Source organism: Herminiimonas contaminans (assembly GCF_015645465.1).
GTDB lineage: Bacteria > Pseudomonadota > Gammaproteobacteria > Burkholderiales > Burkholderiaceae_D > Oxalicibacterium > Oxalicibacterium contaminans.
Genome location: NZ_JADOEL010000015.1, coordinates 1 through 17,861 on the forward strand (window position 1 = coordinate 1; position 17,861 = coordinate 17,861).

Sequence of the window (17,861 nt, forward strand, 5' to 3'; positions counted from 1 at the left end):
TCTGCTTGCTTAAGGATGGCAATAATCTGGCTTTCCGAAAAACGCGACTTCTTCATGTAAAACTTCCTCAATTTCGATTGGAGAAAATTCTACTTTCAAATTCACTTCTTTTCCGGGGGGATTACCGCGGAACGCGTAGTACAGCTTGTTCTTGCGGCTGGCCGTGCCCAGCCGGCGGAGAATGGTCGATGGTGCGATCTTGCCGGCCTTGATCGAAATGACGACTCGCAACATGTCTTTCATGTGCCGGCCGATCAACTCCCAATCGATGGTGCCACGGAACAGGCTGTCGATATGGTCGTAATGATCACCCCGGTCGGCTCTGTAAAAGAGCAAATCCTTGATGTTTCGGATGCGCGGCATCAGGTTAATTCCCAACAGGTGAGCCAACCCGAAGACAGGAGTGCTTTGCGCCTGCGTATCGCCGTGCAAAGTGTCAGGTTGAATGTCCGATTGATTGTTGATCAGCCCGTCGAGGATATACACCGCTTCGTAGACGCCGCACGGAATGAAGTGACTGAATAGTGCAATATATTTGTCCGACACATGGTAGTAGCCGATGCCGCCATAACCGCCGTATCGGATGTGGTACTCGGAAAGCAGATTCTGCTCGTACATATTCCACTTGGTGCCGTCGGCCGACGCACTCTTGCCCGATCCCCAGTAGCGCGGCAACGCGAATCGATTGTATGCATTGATGACTTTCATGATTGCCTTGTCCAGGCGCTGCTCGGTGACATGCTTGAGGTTCAACCACGCCACTTGCTTGCGGCTCAAGCCTTTGACGGATTTCGCCGTTTGGGTTGGACCTAAATTGCAGCCGTAGCAAAACAGCGTCGTGATAAAGCGTTTGCGTGGATCATCCACCTTGGTTTCAAATCCAGACAGCGGGCCGAACAGCCGGTGCAAATCCAACCATTTTTCCGTCTCGGTCAACACGTCTAGGATGCTGACATCGTTCATCTGGGCCCGGATAGCTTCGTCCACCATTTCCAGCTCAGGCGGCGGCTTTTGCCGCTCCGCACGCCGAATGACCAGGCCCGTTTCATCGATATCGACGCTGCCGTTTTCCGGGAAGCGCTTATCGACCTCCCTGGACAAGGTTTTCAGCTGCTCGCTCAAGCTGCTAATGAACGCTTTCGGTTCCATCGGTAGGCCGACCAGCTCGCCGTAGTTCTCCACTTCCTTGTCGTATTCTTCCCAACTCACCAGGTGGTTGCGATAATCATCATAATCGCCGCTATGCTCCACGTACAGGTCGCCGGACTTCAATTCGTCCATCACCTCGGAAAATACCGCCAGCTCGAAATATTTGCGATGGAAATGCGTTGGCGGCGTGCTTTGGCGCTTGCCGAATATCAGATTACGCCATTTCTCCGGCATCCAGTCGAGCGTCAGAATGTCGAGGCCTGTCTCCGCAATGGACAATTGCTCTCGATGGCTTGATCGATATCGTTGAGCCAGGGCGATCACCCGCAGCACGCTGTCATCCTGTGAGCTTGAACGCAGCGTCAATGCTTCAAGGCACTTGAACAGCAGGCTGCGCTTGGCGGCGTAACCGGACAACATGAACGGGTAGTAATTGTTGCCCGCATAGGCCATATGCTCATCGCACTCGTTAATCCAACCGTCGATGTCGCCATCCAGGGATTTCTCAATGCGGGCGACGCGCTGGTCGCCGGTGCCGTCTTCGCTCAATACCGTCAGCACTTCGCGGAACTGTCCGATCAGGCGCTCAACCTGATCGGACTGCTGCAAGTGATACTGACGCAAGCGTTCCTCAGCCGCGTTGTGCATGCTGCGTATGGACTTGATGAAAATTTCGGCGATATCGTCCATCGCCTTGCACAACTGCGTTTGGATCAACAGAACCGCCAGCGTGTAGCGCTTCAGCGGCTTCAATGCCCGCATTTCGGCCAAGTCGAGCGCCCTGGCTTCGAGCACCAACTGTTCGCGTTTGGTAGCCGGAATATGGTCGGTGTCCGGTAAATCCTCGGCCAACCCGATCATGGTATCGATATGCACCAGGAAATCGGCCACTTCCCGCACGTTCGGCTGTTTTGGTTCGCGTTTCAGGCTGTCCCACAAGCTACGCGTCGGGCCTGTTTCCATGAGTTGGTCGAGCCGTCCGACCACCTCGGCCGGCAAGGCGCCGACGACGGCCTTGTAGATGCGATCGTTGACCGTTGCCCGCGCGTTGCGCGCCAGGCGGAATAGCTGGGTAAAGCCCGGCAATTCAAAACGACGCTGAATCAGTTCCTCGATCAGTACGTTGATGATGTCAGGCAGCTCCTGCTTGGTTTGCGCCGCCTGCAACGCCTGTTCACGCAGCCAGGTCTCCCCCGCAGCGTCGAGCACACGAATGCCAACATACTCACGCAAGGACTTGTGATGTCGGTAGCGACTGCCGGACTGGTCGTATTTCAGCATTGCCGACTTGCGCGGCACGCGCAGCTGGGCGCGGGAACAGATGTGCTCGACAATCACCGTCGGCACGCTCGACAACGCCACAAAATAGCCCAGGCGCTGGAGCAGTTTCAGTTGGACGAGAAGAAATACTTGCTGGGAGACTTGACGGTATTGCGAGGCCACGAATTTCAATTCGGCTGACGTTGGGGAGTAAATGGCGATCAGCTCGCGTTCTGTGAACTCAAGCTTTAAGCGTGGATAGGCCGTTTCATGGACGCCACTCATCGTGATCGATCAATCGTGTGTCATGTCTTTTGGAGGATTCGAAACATTGCACTGTGATGGCTATTTTGTCAATGGCCCTGCTTTGTTTGGTCAACAACGGTACGTAGCAGCGAATCGAGTTCAGGCCGCTGGGTGTCCTTGCCCGACGCCATGTGGTAAACACCCTGCCGACTTCGACATGCTCAAATTGCCGTTCCGGGTCCTGGTCGAAGCTGCTGACCCGGACGTAGTCAATGCGTTGATCCTGCAAGATGCCTCCAAACACGAAAGCTAACTCTATTCTGACGTTGCAAAGTGGCCTATCCTGACATCAGGATAGGGGATGCTTCAGTCTGACGGTAGCGAGTCGCAGGCTTCGGGGCGGTGCCGATTTCGTTCGCTGCCTTGGCGCGCGCCTGGAAGCGCTGATAGCACTCCAGCCCGCAGAAGTGTTTGACGTACTCCGCGCCTTCCGGGGTAAAAGCGGCATCGAGCGGAATTTCCTTGCAGCACACACAGCAACTGGTGACAGTCGGATCATTTGCATTCATCGCCGCGGCCCTCCATTGACTGACAAAGGCGGCGAATGCCGCCGCCGGCATAGGCTTGGCGAACAGGAAGCCTTGTCCCGCGTTGCAGTCCGCTTGCCGCAACTGGCTGGATCACTGCGCAAATCGACAACCGGCTGGTAGTGCAATTCAAGCTGACCGCGCACAACCGCTTGCACCAGTTGCGCCACCGTCCATTCAATCGGATGGGAAGCGCTCATGATTGACCTCTGAAGGCCCGCAGCAGCCGCGTCACAGACAGGACAAACAAGCCAGTCAGCGTGAGGGCCGCAATACCCCAGTGTTCCCCGATGAACGCGCCGGCCGTCGTGCCCGCGAGCACAATGGCGAGAATAGGCAAATGGCAGGGACAGGTGAGCACAGCCAGCGCGCCCCACAGATAGCTGGTAAACGGCTTGTGTGTCTCGGTCGGCAAGTGCTCGGGGCCGTTCATGGCAGACTCTCCGCGTGCTGCGCCGGCGCGCTTGGCATGGTGGCCAGCTGCATTTCCAGATCGGCCAACGCTTCGCGCCGGCGTTCGACAAACTGGTGCAGCACGGCAAGCTGCGCGGCCGCCTCATCGGCGTCCGCAGCATCCAACGCCCGGTACAGGCGCGCCAACGCGTCCAGACCGATGCCCGCCTCGAAGGCGGCCCGCACGAAGCACAGTCGCTGCAAGGCGGCGTCATCGAACAGGCCGTAGCCACCCGTGGTGCAGGCGACTGGCCGCAGCAATCCACGCAGCAGGTAATCGCGCACGATATGCACACTCACCCCGGCATCAAGGGCCAACCGGGATACCGTGTAGGCGTTCATCGAACATCTCCTTTTCTTCACCCGGCGCAGCAGGAAAGCTGCTTCACGTCCTTGCTGAAGGTCTGCGCCGCGAGCTTCAACCCCTCGACCATCGTCAGGTAGGGGAACAACTGGTCGGCCAGTTCCTGCACCGTCATGCGGTTGCGAATGGCGAGAACAGCCGTCTGGATCAATTCGCCGGCTTCCGGGGCGACGACCTGCACGCCGATGAGCCGTCCGCTACCTTCCTCGATGACCAGCTTGATAAAGCCGCGTGTGTCGAAGTTGGCAAGCGCACGCGGCACGTTGTCGAGCGTGAGCGTGCGACTGTCGGTTTCGATCCCGTCGTGATGCGCTTCCGCTTCGCTGTAGCCCACGGTTGCTACTTGCGGATCGGTGAACACCACGGCCGGCATCGCGGTTAGATTGATGGCAGCATCCCCTCCGGTCATGTTGATCGCGGCACGGGTGCCGGCCGCTGCCGCCACATAGACGAACTGCGGCTGGTCGGTGCAGTCGCCAGCCGCATAAATGTGCGGCGTGCTGGTGCGCATGCCCTTGTCGATGACGATGGCACCCTGCGCATTGACGGTGACCCCCGCCGCGTCGAGTGCCAGGCTGCGCGTGTTCGGTGTCCGTCCGGTAGCGACCAGCAGCTTGTCGGCACGTACTTCACCGTGTCCCGTGGTCAGCACGAATTCGCCGTTCACATGCGCGACCTGGCTGGCTTGCGTGTGTTCCAGTACCTTGATCCCTTCGGCACGGAAGGCCGCTGTGACGGCCTCGCCGATGGACGGGTCGTCGCGGAAGAACAGCGTGTTGCGAGCTAGGATCGTGACCTGGCTGCCCAGCCGGGCGAAGGCTTGCGCCAGTTCCAGCGCGACCACCGACGAGCCGATCACGGCTAGGCGTTCGGGAAGGGTGTCGCTGACCAGGGCCTCGGTGGAAGTCCAGTAGGGTGACTCTTTCAGGCCCGGAATCGGCGGCACGGCCGGGCTGGCACCCGTGGCGACTAAGCAGCGGTCGAAAGCTACCACGCGCTCGCCACCATCGTTTAAACGGACGACCAGGCTCTGCTCATCCTTGAAACGCGCCTCACCATGTACAACGGTGATGGCCGGGTTGCCGTCCAGAATGCCTTCGTACTTGGCATGGCGCAGTTCATCGACGCGCGCCTGCTGTTGGGCCAGTAGTTTGCTGCGGTCAATCGCAGGCACAGTCGCCGCGATACCGCCGTCGAACGGACTTTCCCGACGTAAATGGGCGATGTGGGCGGCGCGAATCATGATCTTGGACGGCACGCAGCCGACGTTGACGCAGGTGCCGCCGATGGTGCCGCGCTCGATCAGCGAGACGTGCGCGCCTTGCTCGACGGCCTTCAGTGCTGCCGCCATTGCCGCGCCACCGCTACCAATGACGACGACCTGCAACGGGCGTTCGTTGCCACTGGGCTTATCAGCGGCCCCTATCCAGCCGCGCATCTTGTCGAGCAGGCCGGCGCGGTTGTCCGTCGGTGGCGCATCGGCAAGCGTTGCCTCGTAGCCCAGTCCGGCCACGGCGGTAGTCAGCGCATCCGATGACGTGCCCGCCTCAATGGCGAGTTGCGCTGTGCCCTTCGGATAGGACACCAGCGCCGATTGCACGCCGGGCACTTTCTCCAAGGCTTCCTTGACGTGAGCCGCGCACGAGTCGCAGGTCATCCCGGTGATTTTCAGGGTGGTCATGTATTTTTCCTTTTCTGTGGTGGCTACGGCTGTTGCCGTCAGCCACGTTGTTCTGGCAATTCACAGCTGTCCGGCCCGCAGCGGCGATGTGCTGGCGAGATGAAATCCCAGACCGACACCCCAACCATCAAGGCCAGGCCGACATAGAGCAGTCCACCGCTCTGCCAGCCGTAAGCCCGCATTAAAAACACCGCTGCCAGCACCAAGATCGGGCCTATCGTGCCGAGCGCCGTGCGTCGCCACTGTCGATGATTGAGCCAAGCGATAGCATTGGCGAGTAACGCGATGCCGGCGAACATCGGCAGCAGGATGCCAATGAATAGCCCCTCGTACTGGCTCAAGAAGCCCAGTCCGATGGCCGCGCCAAAGCTGGCGATGGCAGGAAAACAGGCGGCGCAGCCCATCGCGGAAACGACGCTGCCGAGCGCGCCGGTTTTGCCAGCGATGCGCGTGATGAGTCCCATGTGTCGCTCCCGAGTTCGGTTAACGGATCAGCGTTTGAGGCTGGACGGATAGCCCGCGTCCTCGGTCGCCTTGGTCAACTTCTGGACGTTGGTCTTGGCATCGTCGAAGGTGACGACGGCCTGGCGCTTGTCGAAACTTACGTCGGTCTTGCTCACGCCCTCAACCTTGGAAAGCGCGTGCTTGACAGTGATCGGGCAAGAGGCGCAGGTCATGCCAGGCACGGACAGCGTGACGGTCTGAGTGGCGGCGAACACGGGGGCAACGAAAGCGGCGAGAGCGAGGGAGGCAAACAGCTTTTTCATGATGAACTCCTGATTAGTAGAAAAATGGCATGACGTAGGGAAAACCAAGCGCGACCAAGACCAACACGGCGACGAACCAGAAAATGAGCTTGTAGGTGGTGCGCACTTGCGGAATCGCGCACACCTCGCCCGGCTTGCAGGCTTGCGCCGGGCGGTAGATGCGCCGCCAGGCGAAGAACAGCGCCACCAACGCTGCACCGATGAAAATCGGGCGATACGGCTCCAACACTGTCAGGTTGCCGATCCATGCCCCGCTGAACCCCAACGCGACCAAGACCAGCGGGCCGAGGCAGCAGGTCGAAGCGAGAATGGCGGCCAGCCCGCCGGCGAAGAGCGCGCCGCGCCCGTTTTGTGGTTCAGACATGCGCTTGTCCTTTCGAATCTAAATTGGGTAGACTAAGCTTACTTCCGTAGTCAGGTACAGAGTCAAGTCATATGCGAAACATTTTTCGTGCTGTACGCACAGCAGCGAAAACGCACCCCGCCATCCTTCGCGCATCGGGCACAGATAGCCGCTCGCATGCCTCGTCATGTGGAATAGTGGCCAAGCAGCCTCCTTTGGAACGAGAAAAAGGCATTACCCATGGCAGCCGCTTGTGGCAAAGAAAAGATGAGTGCGCCAGGGGAAGTCGTGCAATGCCGGCAGACAAAATTGATATTGACGCATAGGCTGTTGCAGCATGCTTGTCCTTCTCCCGCACCAGATTCCCAGACGACGCGTGCGGCCTCCGGATTCTGATGTTCCTTCTCCACACTGCCGTTCGCCGCCAGCGAGCAGGCGAGGTGGCAGCGGCAAACCACGCACCGGGCTGTGATGCGCGCGGCTTGCCGCACCATGCGTGGAATCGCGAGCGCATCGATCGCGCACATGGCATGGACACTCTTGCCTGCGAAATGAACGTGGATTTCAGTCTGGCGAGCGCTGAAGGGATAGCAGCCGATGCCTTGCTCGCCGATGGCGATGGCGTCCATCGCGCACAGCGCGTCGAGCACCGCCTGTGGGAAGATCCTCGCTGCAGGCGGTGCTGCTTCGTGTATCCAATGACCGAGAATCCTGGCATAGGTCGACTGCAGCGTGGGATGCGCGTCTTCGATCCGTGCCTGCAACGGAAACGCGTACGCCAGCTTCTGCTGCGCACACGTCACCGCCGCTTTGAGTCCCAGTCGCGATTCGGTCGATATATTCATATTCTTGGTTCCTCGACTTAGAAAAGAGCAATGGCGAACGTGTTCCAAATGGTTTAAGCTTATTTCCGTAGTTATGTACGGAGTCAAGCGATATGAGAAACAATGTGGAGAAGCTGACTATCGGCATTTTCGCCAAGGCGGCCGGGGTCAGCGTGGAGACCATCCGGTTCTATCAGCGCAAGGGCTTGTTGCCGGAGCCGGACAAGCCCTATGGCAGCATCCGCCGCTATGGCGAGGCGGATGTGACGCGAGTGCGGTTCGTGAAATCAGCCCAGCGGCTGGGTTTCAGTCTGGATGAAATCGCCGAGCTGTTGAGGCTGGAGGATGGCACCCATTGCGAGGAAGCCAGTAACCTGGCCGAGCACAAGCTTAAGGACGTGCGCGAGAAAATGGCTGACTTGGCGCGCATGGAGGCCGTGCTGTCTGATCTGGTGTGCGCCTGCCATGCGCGGAAGGGGAATGTTTCCTGCCCGCTGATTGCGTCTCTGCAAGGGAAGAAAGAACCTCGTAGTGCCACCGTGACGTAGTCGAGAGGCGACTGCGGCTTAGCGTACGATTTTTTCCGTTTTGTGAGCTGCCCCTATAGGGAGTAAGCCGGATTAAAAGCCAGTAATGACGCATAAGCATAAAAGTAATAAGGAAGGCGATTTTTATATTGTTTTTAGCATTAATCGATTCGCAGGGTAAAGTTGAACAAGACGCTGGATTGCCTATTCTGCCTTCCGTTTGCGTCGTGATCGCATCGGTTTTTGCGCATCTTGTATTTTTACGACCATGCGGTTAACTTCTTCCGCTTGGCGTTGCCAGTTTTTCGCGTCGGTGGACAGCAAGGACATTTGCGCGGTAGTACGAGTTGTCAGCGTTCAGCCGATTAAATAGAACCGGATTTCGGATCCGGAACCAAGTCAATGAGCGCTACTTTCGTACATTGGCCGATCCGCTGCCGGCAGAAGTCATCAGGCAATTTGACGCCATGCTTAGCCGAGATGATTGAGATGGCGCGAACGGAGCATCGCCGCCATTAATGCTATTTCCGCTTGATTGTGATTTTCGTTGCAAAACGAACATGCATTGACTGGCATTGCCTCCATCCTCGAAAAGCCACATTTCGGGCAAGTCAGAACAGAGTCGAGAACGGCCGTACCATGCCGCAGAGGGAAATCCGGCGGCGTCGCCTTGACCACTGCGAGTATCCCAGCGGCAAGCTATATTTTTGTGTTTGGTGCTCCCATTTAATGCCTCAAAGATGTTAGTGCAATGGCCTGCCGCTGAGTGAGCGGGTGAACTCCAGATAAGCACGCTGTAGGTCGTCTTCGTCGTCCGTTCGGCATGCCAGTATCTCGAGCGCCTGGAGCAAATGCTCGGCAATCTGCCAGTCTTCCTCGTGACATGCCCGTTTAAATGCCGCCAATACGTCATCATCTAGAGTACGTTTCTTCCTGCTCATTTTTCCACCATTTCCTCAGACACCTTTCGTCCTTGGCGTTAGAGAGTTGAGACAGCGGCCTCAAATCCCGCATCCTTTAGCTGCGCCTGCACTTCCTCGGTTGTGACTTGGTCAGGATTGATGACGACCGCTATATGCTGGGTTTTCGCATTCGCCAGAACCTCTTGGACGCCTGCCAGCCGCGAAAGGGCAAGACGCACGCGCGACTCGCAACCTGCGCAGTGCATTTTTTCTTCGCCAATCACCGTAAAATCAATTTTGATCACCATGTCATGCTCCTTTCATTGTAGTAAATATCGCTGTTTATTTATGTGATTCGGATTTAAACAGCTTGGCAGCAAAAACACCCGCCAGAACGGCGACGACACCAAAAACAAGAAAAACGGTTTCGAAACCGAGCGACAACATCCCTCCGAAAATCAAGCTACCTGTACCAAAACCGAGAACAATGTAAAGACATTCAACCCCATTGCTTGGCCGCAATGGGGGACTCAAATCATTGACGATTCCAGCAAGCAAAGGCTGTGTCAGGTCATAGCCTAGTGACAATAGGGGCGCGATCACGGGACGCGCCCGTGATCGCGCGCTCGATGCGATGCTTTGCAAACGGATCGGCAGAATCAACGTAACGCATGGCAGACTGGACGTTTTTCCATCCCACATATTCCATCAAAGTCTTCAGGTCCCATCCATTGGACGTGGCCCAGTTGGCGAAGCCACGCCGCAATGAATGACTACTGTACAACTCAGCCGATGCAATGCCGGCTTCGGCCAACATTGTCCGTAGGAGCGGTGCCAGACTATCCGTATGCATGCCAGTTTCCCCAAGATGTCCCCATCGATTGACGGCGCGAAACGCAGGTCCTTCGCGCAAATGCGATACTGCCATCCACTCAAGGTACGCATCGACTGGACAAAGCCGGGACAACGCGGGTGCTTTGAAGCTCGTTCCCTGGTAAGTCCGGTCACCCTTGGTTTGCGGGAAATAACAGGTCATGCCTTCTCCTGGTACGACCTCGACGTGTTCAATTTGCAGCCGCGTTAATTCGTCGCCGCGAAAGCCACGCCAAAAACCGAGGAGCAGTATGGCCTTGTTGCGGGCATGCCGTAACTCTGCGGCGCGATCACTTGCGGAACGCGCCGCACTAGTCGTGGCATCCAACCATTGCACAACCTGTTCCAAATGTTCGAGTTGGAGCGGTTTGGCGCGTTTTTCGACGGCCGGATGGAGTGCCTGAATACCTCGCAAGACCTGACGCACGACGGGAGCCTTGGTGGGGTCGGGGAAACCTTGATCTATATGCCACTGCGCCAACGCTGCCAAACGGTGCCGCAACGTATTGACCGCTAGAGTCTCGGCGTGCGCGACCAGATAACGCGCAATGCTGTCGGTAGTAGCGGGCAGGAATCCGCCCCATTCGATTTCGAAGTGTCGAATGGCCGAACGATAGCTTTCGCGGGTGTTGTCGCGGGTGGCAGCGTGAATGTAGTGGTCGAGCGTCGTCAAATCGACTCCTGTAGCGCGGGAACTGCGATATTACGGCTTGGACCGTTGGAATTTGCTCAATTTCACTGATGATATCGGATAAATATATATTATCCATTTTTAATTTCAATGAAAATATTCTTGAATATGCACATATATTTAGTATGTAATTACGTGGTATGTAATATATTATCTTATTTCCCTCTCCGGAGAATCTGACATGGCACGTAGCGGACTGTACAAATCGGAAGTCAAGAAAGCCCGCGATTCCTTGATCGCACAGGGCGTCAATCCATCGGTCGACGCCGTGCGCGTTGCGTTGGGCAATACCGGCTCCAAGACCACGATCCACAAGTACCTCAAGGAACTGGGAGAGGAAAACGGCGGCGACGACCGCAAGGCGTCGATCAGCGAAGCACTACAGGACCTGGTGGCACGCCTAGCCGCGCAATTGCAGAACGAGGCGAACGCCCGTATCGAGACCCTTCAAGTGCAAAGCGCAGACATGGAACGCCAGCATGCGGAAGCGCTGGCGGCTTTGCACAGGCAAGTCGAGGCACTGAATCAGCAACTGCAGCGCGCCGACACTGAGATGCAGCAAGAAACGGCGGTGCATGCCCGCGCGATCGAAGATCTGCAGAACGAAAAGATCACGCGTCATACGCTCGATCAGCAGGTAGCCGACCTGAAGGAACGCCTGGCCGAGAACGAGGCGCACCGGTTATCGATCGAGGAAAAGCACCAGCATGCGCGCGACGCCCTGGAACACTACCGAGCATCGGTCAAGGAGCAGCGCGACCAGGATCAGCGCCGGCATGAGCAGCAGATTCAACAGATGCAAGCCGAAATGCGCCAATTACAGCAGAGCTTGATCGTCAAGCAGGACGACGTGACGCGCTTGAACCAGGAGGGCGGGCGCTTGGTGGCAGACCTGTCGCATGCACAAAGCGCCCTCTATGAACAGCAGGCCCGCGGCCGGCAACTGGAGCAGAAGCTGGAGACGCTGCAGGCGATCGAGCAGCACGCCAAGGCCCTTGAAACAAGGCTTGCTGACAGGGATATCCAGCTTCAGGCGCAAAAGGAACAACTTGAAGCATCGTGCAACAAGTCTCAAGGACTTGCGGACCAGATGCGCGAGCTTGAGCTGGCATTGGCAGCGGCTGATGCGAAACTGGCGGCACAGCAAGGTGTTGTCGCCGATCTGCGCACTTATTTGGACGCGAGAGGCACTGCGATCGAAGGCGGTGCCAAATGAAGTGCGGGTCGAAATAAGTCAATTAAATCATGTGGTTAACATCGTATTGGCGAAAAAAACCGTAATCCCGGCCGACCCTCCATTTCATCCGCGTGATATGCGTGATGCCATGCTAGCTCAGCGTTTGTCGCCCAATCCAGAAATTGATCAGTTAGTCCGCAATTTCAGTCGTGATGATCGTCTATCGTCTGACTACTGGCGTTGGGTATTAAAAGAGTATGAAGATGATTTTCGGAGCCTCATGCGCCGATTAGGTGCAACCCATCCATTAGGGGATCAAGTTGAAACGTTGTGCGTTTTTCCTTTGCACTACGTACCGATACTAATCCTATGCGGTAGGCTCATTGGTGAGGCACGGCGGATCGAAGTATTTCAATACAGTCGTGGAAAATCGTGGCAATGGCCTACTGACACTGCGCCACAGAAAGAACACTTTTTCTATATCGACGATACAAAAGGCTCATCAACGACACGATCGACTGACGCCGTTGTTTCACTGGAACTGACTGCAGACATTGATTTCAACGCTTTTCCAGAGCCAATAAAGCGCAATATCGAGGCGGGTACTTTGCCTTGGCTAAGGATACGTGCAGAAAGCCCTAATCCAGCATGCATTACACACCCAGAGGATCTAGCTCAATTTACTAAGCTAGCCCGCCGGGTTGTCACGCAAGTACAAGACGTGCTGAGAGCTGAAAGAGTGCATCTTTTCGGCGTTTCACCGGCAAGCACATTATTCCGGTTCGGACAAATTCTGCAACCAGGTAACCACGCAGACTACATCATTTATGACAGGCCTGATCGTGCTCAGCCTTTCAATTCGGCAATTTCTATCTCAGGGCAGGCTGTGCAGGACGGAATTCCCGCCGCGTCAGCAACTGGGTTCTCGATCAATCTTCGCTGAGGATAAAGGAGTGATATGCCAGCTCAGGAAATTTTTATATCCGTTGACGTTGAAGCGTCCGGCCCTATACCCGGTGAGTACAGCCTTTTAAGCATAGGGGCCTGCAGTATTTTCGAAACGGAAAAAACATTCAGATGTGAACTTCAACCAAGTTCGCCGAAGCATGACCCAGAAGCATTAGCGGTCACTGGATTGTCGCTCGCGCATTTAGAGAAAAATGGTCTGCCTGTGACCAAAGCTATGCAGCAGTTTGAACACTGGCTCGAAAGCTGTCGAAGTAAGCAAGACGAGAAACTGATTTTTGTTGGCTTCAATGCGGCTTTTGATTGGTCGTTCATTAATTACTATTTCCACAAATATTTAGGTAGAAATCCTTTTGGATTTTCCGCTCTGGATATAAAAGCCTTATACATGGGAAGTACGCATGGCACATGGGCCGAAACCAAATCCAGCAATATGGACGTAGCTTTGAAACCGAAGCTCAAAGGAACTCATGATTCACTAGAAGACGCGTTGTACCAAGCTGAGTTGTTTCGATTAATTCGCCAGAAAGAGGGGGAATCAAATTAGAGCAGATAGGGATTCTCACTTAACCGGCAAGACCGAATTTTTAATCAAACAACCTTGAATTAGAAAGAAAAAAATGGACACAACATTATTGAATAAGCCTCAAGTCGATAGTTGGGAAAGCCTATTGCTGCGTTCTGCGGCACAAATTTCATTGAGTGCCCCACAGTACGAAAAAATCAAAACTCGTTATGAAAATCTACAAAACATTCTCGATGCAACGACCGATCCATTGCTGCAAGGGGCGCATATTTTTATTCAAGGATCCATCGGACTTGGAACGACTCTCAAACCGGTTCCATATGCTGCAAATGAAATGGCTACGATTGATGCCGATGCGATCGTTCTTTTGCCGAATGCTGCAAATGCCTCTGCGGAGCAAGTATTGGAGGCAATTGAGCAAAGATTTCGAGCTGGCAGTCGCGTAGGACAACCGATTAAGCCGTTACGTCGTGGTGTACGGATTGTCTATGGCGATGAAAATCCAGGCTTTCATATTGATATTACGCCTGCAAGAGTAGTAGCCGGCAATACTGATCAGAAAGGTTTTGGCAAACTTCAAGTACCGGACAGAGAGACTGGTTGGAAGGCCAGCAGTCCACGTGAGTATTGCAACTGGCTTGGAGAGATAGCTGAACTGAAAGTTATCACAGAAACACATTCGTTTGCTCTTGATTCTAATTCTCGAGCAGACACAGCATTAACTAAATCGACCCAGGATCCAGTACCGGACTACGGCGAGTATATGGATAGCAATCCCTTAAAGGCTGCAATCAAACTCTTGAAGCGGCATCGAGACGTATGGGCGATTGCCAATCGGAAAGAGAGCATTCGACCAATTTCGGCAATCATTACTACATTAGCCACTCATGCCTACGAAGAAATTGCACGAGAGTCAGCTCACCGTCCATTACGTCCCATCGAAGCAATGATCGAAATCGTCCGTCGAATGCCTGACTTTATTGATCCCATCCCAGCAGGGTATGCCGTATTTAATCCGAAGGACGACGGCGAAAATTTTGCGGAAAAATGGAATCGTCCCAACGGAGAAGGTAGTAAGTATCGAGACGCCTTTTATGTGTGGCATGCCAGAGCAGTCGCTGATATGAAATTAGGATTCGAGGATTTTGGCAAAGCCGAAACATTTGAGAATGCTATGAATGAACAGTTTGGAGTATCTAAAGCATTCGTCAACGACGCTATCAAAAAACTCCCAGCTGATTGGACTCTGCCCGGACGTAAAGCCGGTGTAACTCTCAACAGTATTAGTTATGCCATTTTTGCTGGCGCTGCCGCAGCCAGTAGTGCGTCACAAGCAGCCATCAAACCGGTAGATCGCCTTGGCTAATAATGGTGATGTAGTGTCGGAGGATGTTGAACGAGGAGTCGCAGCGCTTTGTAGGCACCTTGGCGAAGAGGGTAGTCGTTTATTGAGACGTTGTGAACCCAAGGGAGATGAGCTCGCCTCCTTTGATTTCCCTTTGCCGCCGGACTATTTGGGAGTCTCGCGCACGTTGCGGATCTCGTTCAACAATAATTTTCCGACGAGCGGACTAGTCTTTAAGATCAGTCCATCTGCATGGCTGAAATGGCCACATGTCATGAAAGATTGGCTGTGTCTATATGGGGCAGGTAACGCCCCTGTAATCGGAACAGCCGAACAAGTAGTGGCTGACAAATTTGCTCGTTTGACTGCTTTGCTGCAATTGGTACTTCCTGCTGAGGCTAAAGGCAAACGTGACGCCGAATTCAATCGAGAGATATCGACTTATTGGGATCAGCAAATTGATCAAGCTTACCGAACCTGGCAGCAGCTTATTTTACTTGGCCTTCCAAGTGACGCAGGTCCTCTCTATACCGTATCTGATCAACGGAAGCGCATAGGGAATGTTGATGAACGTATCTGGGTGGGTGAAGATGCGAAAGAGCTGTTCAAGCATATTGCAAAAATCTCAGGTGCATCGGATAGTGTCAAGGCCCCAGCAAAAGCGGCATTTTTCGCTCCATTACTGAGCATTCCTGGCGTTGAATTACCTAAAGCAGAAAATTTGATTGCATGGCTTGCGCCACATTTACAGGCGGCAGATGCTCGGTCTCTAACGAAATGGGAATCAGACTCAGAAAATTTTCCTGTGCGCTGGATTTTAGTCCGTTTACCGGATACCGAACCTCCTTTGGTCAAGGCATTTGTGCTACGCAGCACGGCTATGAAAAAGAATGGTCATTTTAATTATGGCCGTCGTGCTGGGCGTACATATGGGCGCTCAAAAACAAGATCGGGGCCTATCGTATTGCAGGCGGCGAATTTGCATCTAATTACCCCAACTACCTTACATTCACGAGATAAAAATACAGACCAAACTCAGCTAAAGCAAAAGCAAGTTGTTTTGATAGGTGCTGGTACATTGGGTGCTATGGTAGCAACCCAGTTGGCCCGCACGGGCATTACAAAAATGACGGTAATCGATCCTGATGAGTTAGAAGTCGCAAATATCGGCAGGCATGTACTGGGCGCAGATGACTTGGGACGATTTAAGGTGTATGCCCTGAAAGAAAGGATAGAGCGCGATTTACCGTTCGTAAATGTCCAAGCGATTTCTAACTATCTACACTTAGCATTGAAGGATAAACCTACGTTGCTTGATGAGGTAGATCTAGTAATCATCACAACGGCGGATTGGTGGTCTGAGCAATACCTGTGGCATCTTAAGGCTAATGCGAACTGGTCATTAGTGCATGGGTGGGCAGAGCCTCATGCCTTAGTAGGACATGTATTGACAGCGCAGACAGGGCAAACAGGCGATGGGCGTCAATTATTTGATGTAAACGGCCACTTTAAACATCGCTTCACCGATTGGCCGCGTAATGGTGTTGAGCCCTTGCCAGGTTGTGGAGCCAGCTTTATCCCAGGTGGGCCAATTTCGATTACTGCCATAGCCACCATGATTTCTGACGCAGCAATTTCCACGCTGACGAGAAATCCGACCCAACCATTTTGGTTCACCTATGTTTCCAATCCAGAAAGGGTCACTGAAGCAGGCGGAACTTACTTGGCGGAGCCATTACCCCCGAACTGCGGGAATCTTGTCATCAAAAGACCATGGCCAGAAGAGGTCGCGCAATGACGGCTCTACATCGCTGGATGTGGCATTGGTCTGATTTAGACGTTACGTTATATGTTCATACCTCGGTTGCTTCTTTCTTTGAAAACCATCGACAAGAGCAGGGTGGGCATGAGCGAGGGGGCCAACTTTTCGTTGACGTAACGCGTCCAAATGGACTCTGGCTAGTTGAAGCTACTGGCCCACATCTCAACGACAAGTCTGGTCCAACATGGTTGGAAATGGATTTGAAACGTTGCCGGGAAGAGATTGAAGAAGCAAATGCAAGAGGTTTGCGTTTAATTGGTTATTGGCACTCCCATCCCGAACATGTACCGGCATTATCTGGCCAAGATATTAAAAGCTTAACGAAATTCAGCCAACAAAACACTCATCAACTGCCTAACCCATTGGCAGTTATAGTAGGGCGCAGTCTTTCACCAGAAGGCATACGCGCTTGGATTTATCAGAAGCGCAAAGCTCTTCTTGCTGAACATATTGAGCAAAATGATGGACAGAATAAGTTTTGAAATTCGAGACGTCGTATACGTATGGGATATTCACACATAATTTCTAAAGGAGATATATGGGTATAGGCCAAAAAGTGCGGTCGCTACATTGCGGATTCCAACAAGGCCTCGGATTCGAGGTAATTGCTGAAGAAAATGTCATCTTGCTCAAGAATGTGCCATTTGAGCTAGAAGATATAGTTACAAAATGGATCGCTGTATTACCAACAGAACTAATGAGTGGTCCTGACCCATTGGTAAAGCTCTACCCAACTGAAGGATTGGCACTAACTGAGTCCGGGTGGAGTGCGTTTGTAAGTTGGATGACCGAAACGTTAAACAGCGCACAGCACGAACCAAATTTTCCGCTAAAAGCACGACAATCAGCTAAAAACTCTGTTGAGTAACTCTCAGGGATCCTGTTGGTGGATAGTGGGAATTTAAATGAATGTTTTTATAGATACTGAATTTACGAATTTCCTTAATCCACATCTTATCAGCCTAGGTATGGCGTCCGAATACGGCGAAGATTTTTATGCAGAAGTTCCATACCCGCGCTTGCTCTGTATTTGTACGAGAAGTAGTCGTGCCATTGCTGCGGAAAATACCGCATTCATATTTTACGATCGATAGCCTCCGTTTAGAAATCATCAAATGGCTCGAGATCGTTCGTCGAGATAAAGAAGATATTTTTATCTGCGTTGATTATCAAACCGATTGGGATTTATTCTGCCCGCCATGCATACCGAGCTAACGCAAAAAAAGATGGAAGGCTTTATTAGAGTGGGTGATTAGCCTCGTATTCAGGAGCCTTTTTCAAAATCACACTTTTACTTCCTGTAATCGTTCACTTTTACTTCAGCGGACGACACTCAGATTTAGGTTAGAGCACTAAGA

General features: G+C 53.6%; 20 protein-coding genes and 1 pseudogene. 8 read left to right on the plus strand and 13 right to left on the minus strand.

Annotation, left to right across the window (positions count from 1 at the left end; translation table 11 throughout):
* Window positions 1-126: 126 nt before the first annotated feature.
* From IXC47_RS15400 to merB, 9 genes and pseudogenes are all read right to left on the minus strand, one after another.
* Window positions 127-2,694: pseudogene (locus IXC47_RS15400) on the minus strand (Tn3 family transposase); the annotation flags it as partial.
* Between the two features lie 299 nt (window positions 2,695-2,993).
* Window positions 2,994-3,224, minus strand: a complete 231-nt coding sequence (locus tag IXC47_RS19405; protein WP_230089599.1) for a DUF3330 domain-containing protein — start codon at window positions 3,222-3,224, stop codon at window positions 2,994-2,996.
* A gap of 214 nt (window positions 3,225-3,438) precedes the next feature.
* Window positions 3,439-3,675, minus strand: coding sequence for a broad-spectrum mercury transporter MerE (gene merE, locus IXC47_RS15415; protein WP_012079602.1), 237 nt, complete (start codon window positions 3,673-3,675; stop codon window positions 3,439-3,441).
* The gene (merD, locus tag IXC47_RS15420) at window positions 3,672-4,037 is read right to left on the minus strand and encodes a mercury resistance co-regulator MerD (RefSeq protein WP_012079603.1); all 366 of its coding nucleotides are present in this window, start codon (window positions 4,035-4,037) and stop codon (window positions 3,672-3,674) included. The genes merE and merD overlap by 4 nt, the downstream gene beginning before the upstream one ends.
* 17 nt (window positions 4,038-4,054) lie before the next feature.
* Complete coding sequence (merA, locus tag IXC47_RS15425) at window positions 4,055-5,740, minus strand: mercury(II) reductase (protein ID WP_012079604.1); 1,686 nt, start codon at window positions 5,738-5,740, stop codon at window positions 4,055-4,057.
* A 38-nt stretch (window positions 5,741-5,778) separates the two neighbouring features.
* The gene (gene merC / locus IXC47_RS15430; protein ID WP_000522996.1) at window positions 5,779-6,204 is read right to left on the minus strand and encodes an organomercurial transporter MerC; all 426 of its coding nucleotides are present in this window, start codon (window positions 6,202-6,204) and stop codon (window positions 5,779-5,781) included.
* Window positions 6,205-6,231: 27 nt separating this feature from the next.
* Window positions 6,232-6,507: a mercury resistance system periplasmic binding protein MerP gene (merP, locus tag IXC47_RS15435; protein WP_004178136.1), complete on the minus strand. Its 276-nt coding sequence runs from the start codon at window positions 6,505-6,507 to the stop codon at window positions 6,232-6,234.
* A 13-nt stretch (window positions 6,508-6,520) separates the two neighbouring features.
* On the minus strand, window positions 6,521-6,871 hold the full coding sequence (gene merT / locus IXC47_RS15440; RefSeq protein ID WP_012079605.1) for a mercuric ion transporter MerT: 351 nt from the start codon (window positions 6,869-6,871) through the stop codon (window positions 6,521-6,523).
* Between the two features lie 164 nt (window positions 6,872-7,035).
* A complete protein-coding gene (gene merB / locus IXC47_RS15445; RefSeq protein ID WP_012079606.1) occupies window positions 7,036-7,695 on the minus strand; it encodes an organomercurial lyase in 660 nt (219 codons plus the stop codon).
* 92 nt (window positions 7,696-7,787) lie between these two features.
* On the opposite strand from merB, the gene merR reads away from it, so the two are divergent.
* On the plus strand, window positions 7,788-8,222 hold the full coding sequence (merR, locus tag IXC47_RS15450; RefSeq protein ID WP_012079607.1) for an Hg(II)-responsive transcriptional regulator: 435 nt from the start codon (window positions 7,788-7,790) through the stop codon (window positions 8,220-8,222).
* A 722-nt stretch (window positions 8,223-8,944) separates the two neighbouring features.
* Here the strand turns inward: merR and IXC47_RS15455 are convergent.
* Genes IXC47_RS15455 through IXC47_RS15470 form a run of 4 tightly spaced genes read right to left on the minus strand, consistent with a single transcriptional unit; the run spans window position 8,945 to window position 10,649 of the window.
* On the minus strand, window positions 8,945-9,142 hold the full coding sequence (locus tag IXC47_RS15455; protein ID WP_041296490.1) for a hypothetical protein: 198 nt from the start codon (window positions 9,140-9,142) through the stop codon (window positions 8,945-8,947).
* Window positions 9,143-9,180: 38 nt separating this feature from the next.
* On the minus strand, window positions 9,181-9,411 hold the full coding sequence (locus tag IXC47_RS15460; RefSeq protein WP_041296491.1) for a heavy-metal-associated domain-containing protein: 231 nt from the start codon (window positions 9,409-9,411) through the stop codon (window positions 9,181-9,183).
* 34 nt (window positions 9,412-9,445) lie between these two features.
* Window positions 9,446-9,706: a hypothetical protein gene (locus IXC47_RS19410; protein WP_202943819.1), complete on the minus strand. Its 261-nt coding sequence runs from the start codon at window positions 9,704-9,706 to the stop codon at window positions 9,446-9,448.
* Entirely contained in the window at window positions 9,675-10,649 is a 975-nt protein-coding gene (locus IXC47_RS15470; protein WP_012079610.1) for a site-specific integrase, read from the minus strand. The genes IXC47_RS19410 and IXC47_RS15470 overlap by 32 nt, the downstream gene beginning before the upstream one ends.
* A gap of 199 nt (window positions 10,650-10,848) precedes the next feature.
* On the opposite strand from IXC47_RS15470, the gene IXC47_RS15475 reads away from it, so the two are divergent.
* The 7 genes from IXC47_RS15475 to IXC47_RS15505 all read left to right on the plus strand — a co-directional run bounded on the left by IXC47_RS15475 (window position 10,849) and on the right by IXC47_RS15505 (window position 17,371).
* On the plus strand, window positions 10,849-11,883 hold the full coding sequence (locus tag IXC47_RS15475) for a DNA-binding protein (RefSeq protein WP_012079611.1): 1,035 nt from the start codon (window positions 10,849-10,851) through the stop codon (window positions 11,881-11,883).
* The gene (locus IXC47_RS15480) at window positions 11,873-12,787 is read left to right on the plus strand and encodes an SAVED domain-containing protein (RefSeq protein ID WP_195876203.1); all 915 of its coding nucleotides are present in this window, start codon (window positions 11,873-11,875) and stop codon (window positions 12,785-12,787) included. The genes IXC47_RS15475 and IXC47_RS15480 overlap by 11 nt, the downstream gene beginning before the upstream one ends.
* A gap of 15 nt (window positions 12,788-12,802) precedes the next feature.
* Window positions 12,803-13,357 carry a 3'-5' exonuclease gene (locus IXC47_RS15485; RefSeq protein WP_195876204.1) on the plus strand — a complete coding sequence of 185 codons (555 nt, stop codon included), beginning with the start codon at window positions 12,803-12,805 and terminating at the stop codon, window positions 13,355-13,357.
* 73 nt (window positions 13,358-13,430) lie between these two features.
* On the plus strand, window positions 13,431-14,702 hold the full coding sequence (locus IXC47_RS15490; protein ID WP_195876205.1) for a nucleotidyltransferase domain-containing protein: 1,272 nt from the start codon (window positions 13,431-13,433) through the stop codon (window positions 14,700-14,702).
* Entirely contained in the window at window positions 14,695-16,479 is a 1,785-nt protein-coding gene (locus tag IXC47_RS15495; RefSeq protein WP_195876206.1) for a HesA/MoeB/ThiF family protein, read from the plus strand. The genes IXC47_RS15490 and IXC47_RS15495 overlap by 8 nt, the downstream gene beginning before the upstream one ends.
* Window positions 16,476-16,985, plus strand: a complete 510-nt coding sequence (locus tag IXC47_RS15500) for a Mov34/MPN/PAD-1 family protein (protein ID WP_195876207.1) — start codon at window positions 16,476-16,478, stop codon at window positions 16,983-16,985. The genes IXC47_RS15495 and IXC47_RS15500 overlap by 4 nt, the downstream gene beginning before the upstream one ends.
* Before the next feature lie 56 nt (window positions 16,986-17,041).
* Entirely contained in the window at window positions 17,042-17,371 is a 330-nt protein-coding gene (locus IXC47_RS15505; RefSeq protein ID WP_195876208.1) for a hypothetical protein, read from the plus strand.
* Window positions 17,372-17,861 lie beyond the last annotated feature (490 nt).

Coding starts and splice junctions, on each gene's coding strand:
- merP (WP_004178136.1), bottom strand. CDS start 6,507: ATGAAAAAGCTGTTTGCCTCCCTCGCTCTCGCCGCTTTCGTTGCCCCC.
- IXC47_RS15500 (WP_195876207.1), top strand. CDS start 16,476: ATGACGGCTCTACATCGCTGGATGTGGCATTGGTCTGATTTAGACGTT.
- merR (WP_012079607.1), top strand. CDS start 7,788: ATGAGAAACAATGTGGAGAAGCTGACTATCGGCATTTTCGCCAAGGCG.
- IXC47_RS15460 (WP_041296491.1), bottom strand. CDS start 9,411: ATGGTGATCAAAATTGATTTTACGGTGATTGGCGAAGAAAAAATGCAC.
- IXC47_RS15505 (WP_195876208.1), top strand. CDS start 17,042: ATGGGTATAGGCCAAAAAGTGCGGTCGCTACATTGCGGATTCCAACAA.
- merB (WP_012079606.1), bottom strand. CDS start 7,695: ATGAATATATCGACCGAATCGCGACTGGGACTCAAAGCGGCGGTGACG.
- IXC47_RS15485 (WP_195876204.1), top strand. CDS start 12,803: ATGCCAGCTCAGGAAATTTTTATATCCGTTGACGTTGAAGCGTCCGGC.
- IXC47_RS15475 (WP_012079611.1), top strand. CDS start 10,849: ATGGCACGTAGCGGACTGTACAAATCGGAAGTCAAGAAAGCCCGCGAT.
- merD (WP_012079603.1), bottom strand. CDS start 4,037: ATGAACGCCTACACGGTATCCCGGTTGGCCCTTGATGCCGGGGTGAGT.
- merE (WP_012079602.1), bottom strand. CDS start 3,675: ATGAACGGCCCCGAGCACTTGCCGACCGAGACACACAAGCCGTTTACC.
- IXC47_RS15490 (WP_195876205.1), top strand. CDS start 13,431: ATGGACACAACATTATTGAATAAGCCTCAAGTCGATAGTTGGGAAAGC.
- merC (WP_000522996.1), bottom strand. CDS start 6,204: ATGGGACTCATCACGCGCATCGCTGGCAAAACCGGCGCGCTCGGCAGC.
- merA (WP_012079604.1), bottom strand. CDS start 5,740: ATGACCACCCTGAAAATCACCGGGATGACCTGCGACTCGTGCGCGGCT.
- IXC47_RS19405 (WP_230089599.1), bottom strand. CDS start 3,224: ATGAATGCAAATGATCCGACTGTCACCAGTTGCTGTGTGTGCTGCAAG.
- merT (WP_012079605.1), bottom strand. CDS start 6,871: ATGTCTGAACCACAAAACGGGCGCGGCGCGCTCTTCGCCGGCGGGCTG.
- IXC47_RS15455 (WP_041296490.1), bottom strand. CDS start 9,142: ATGAGCAGGAAGAAACGTACTCTAGATGATGACGTATTGGCGGCATTT.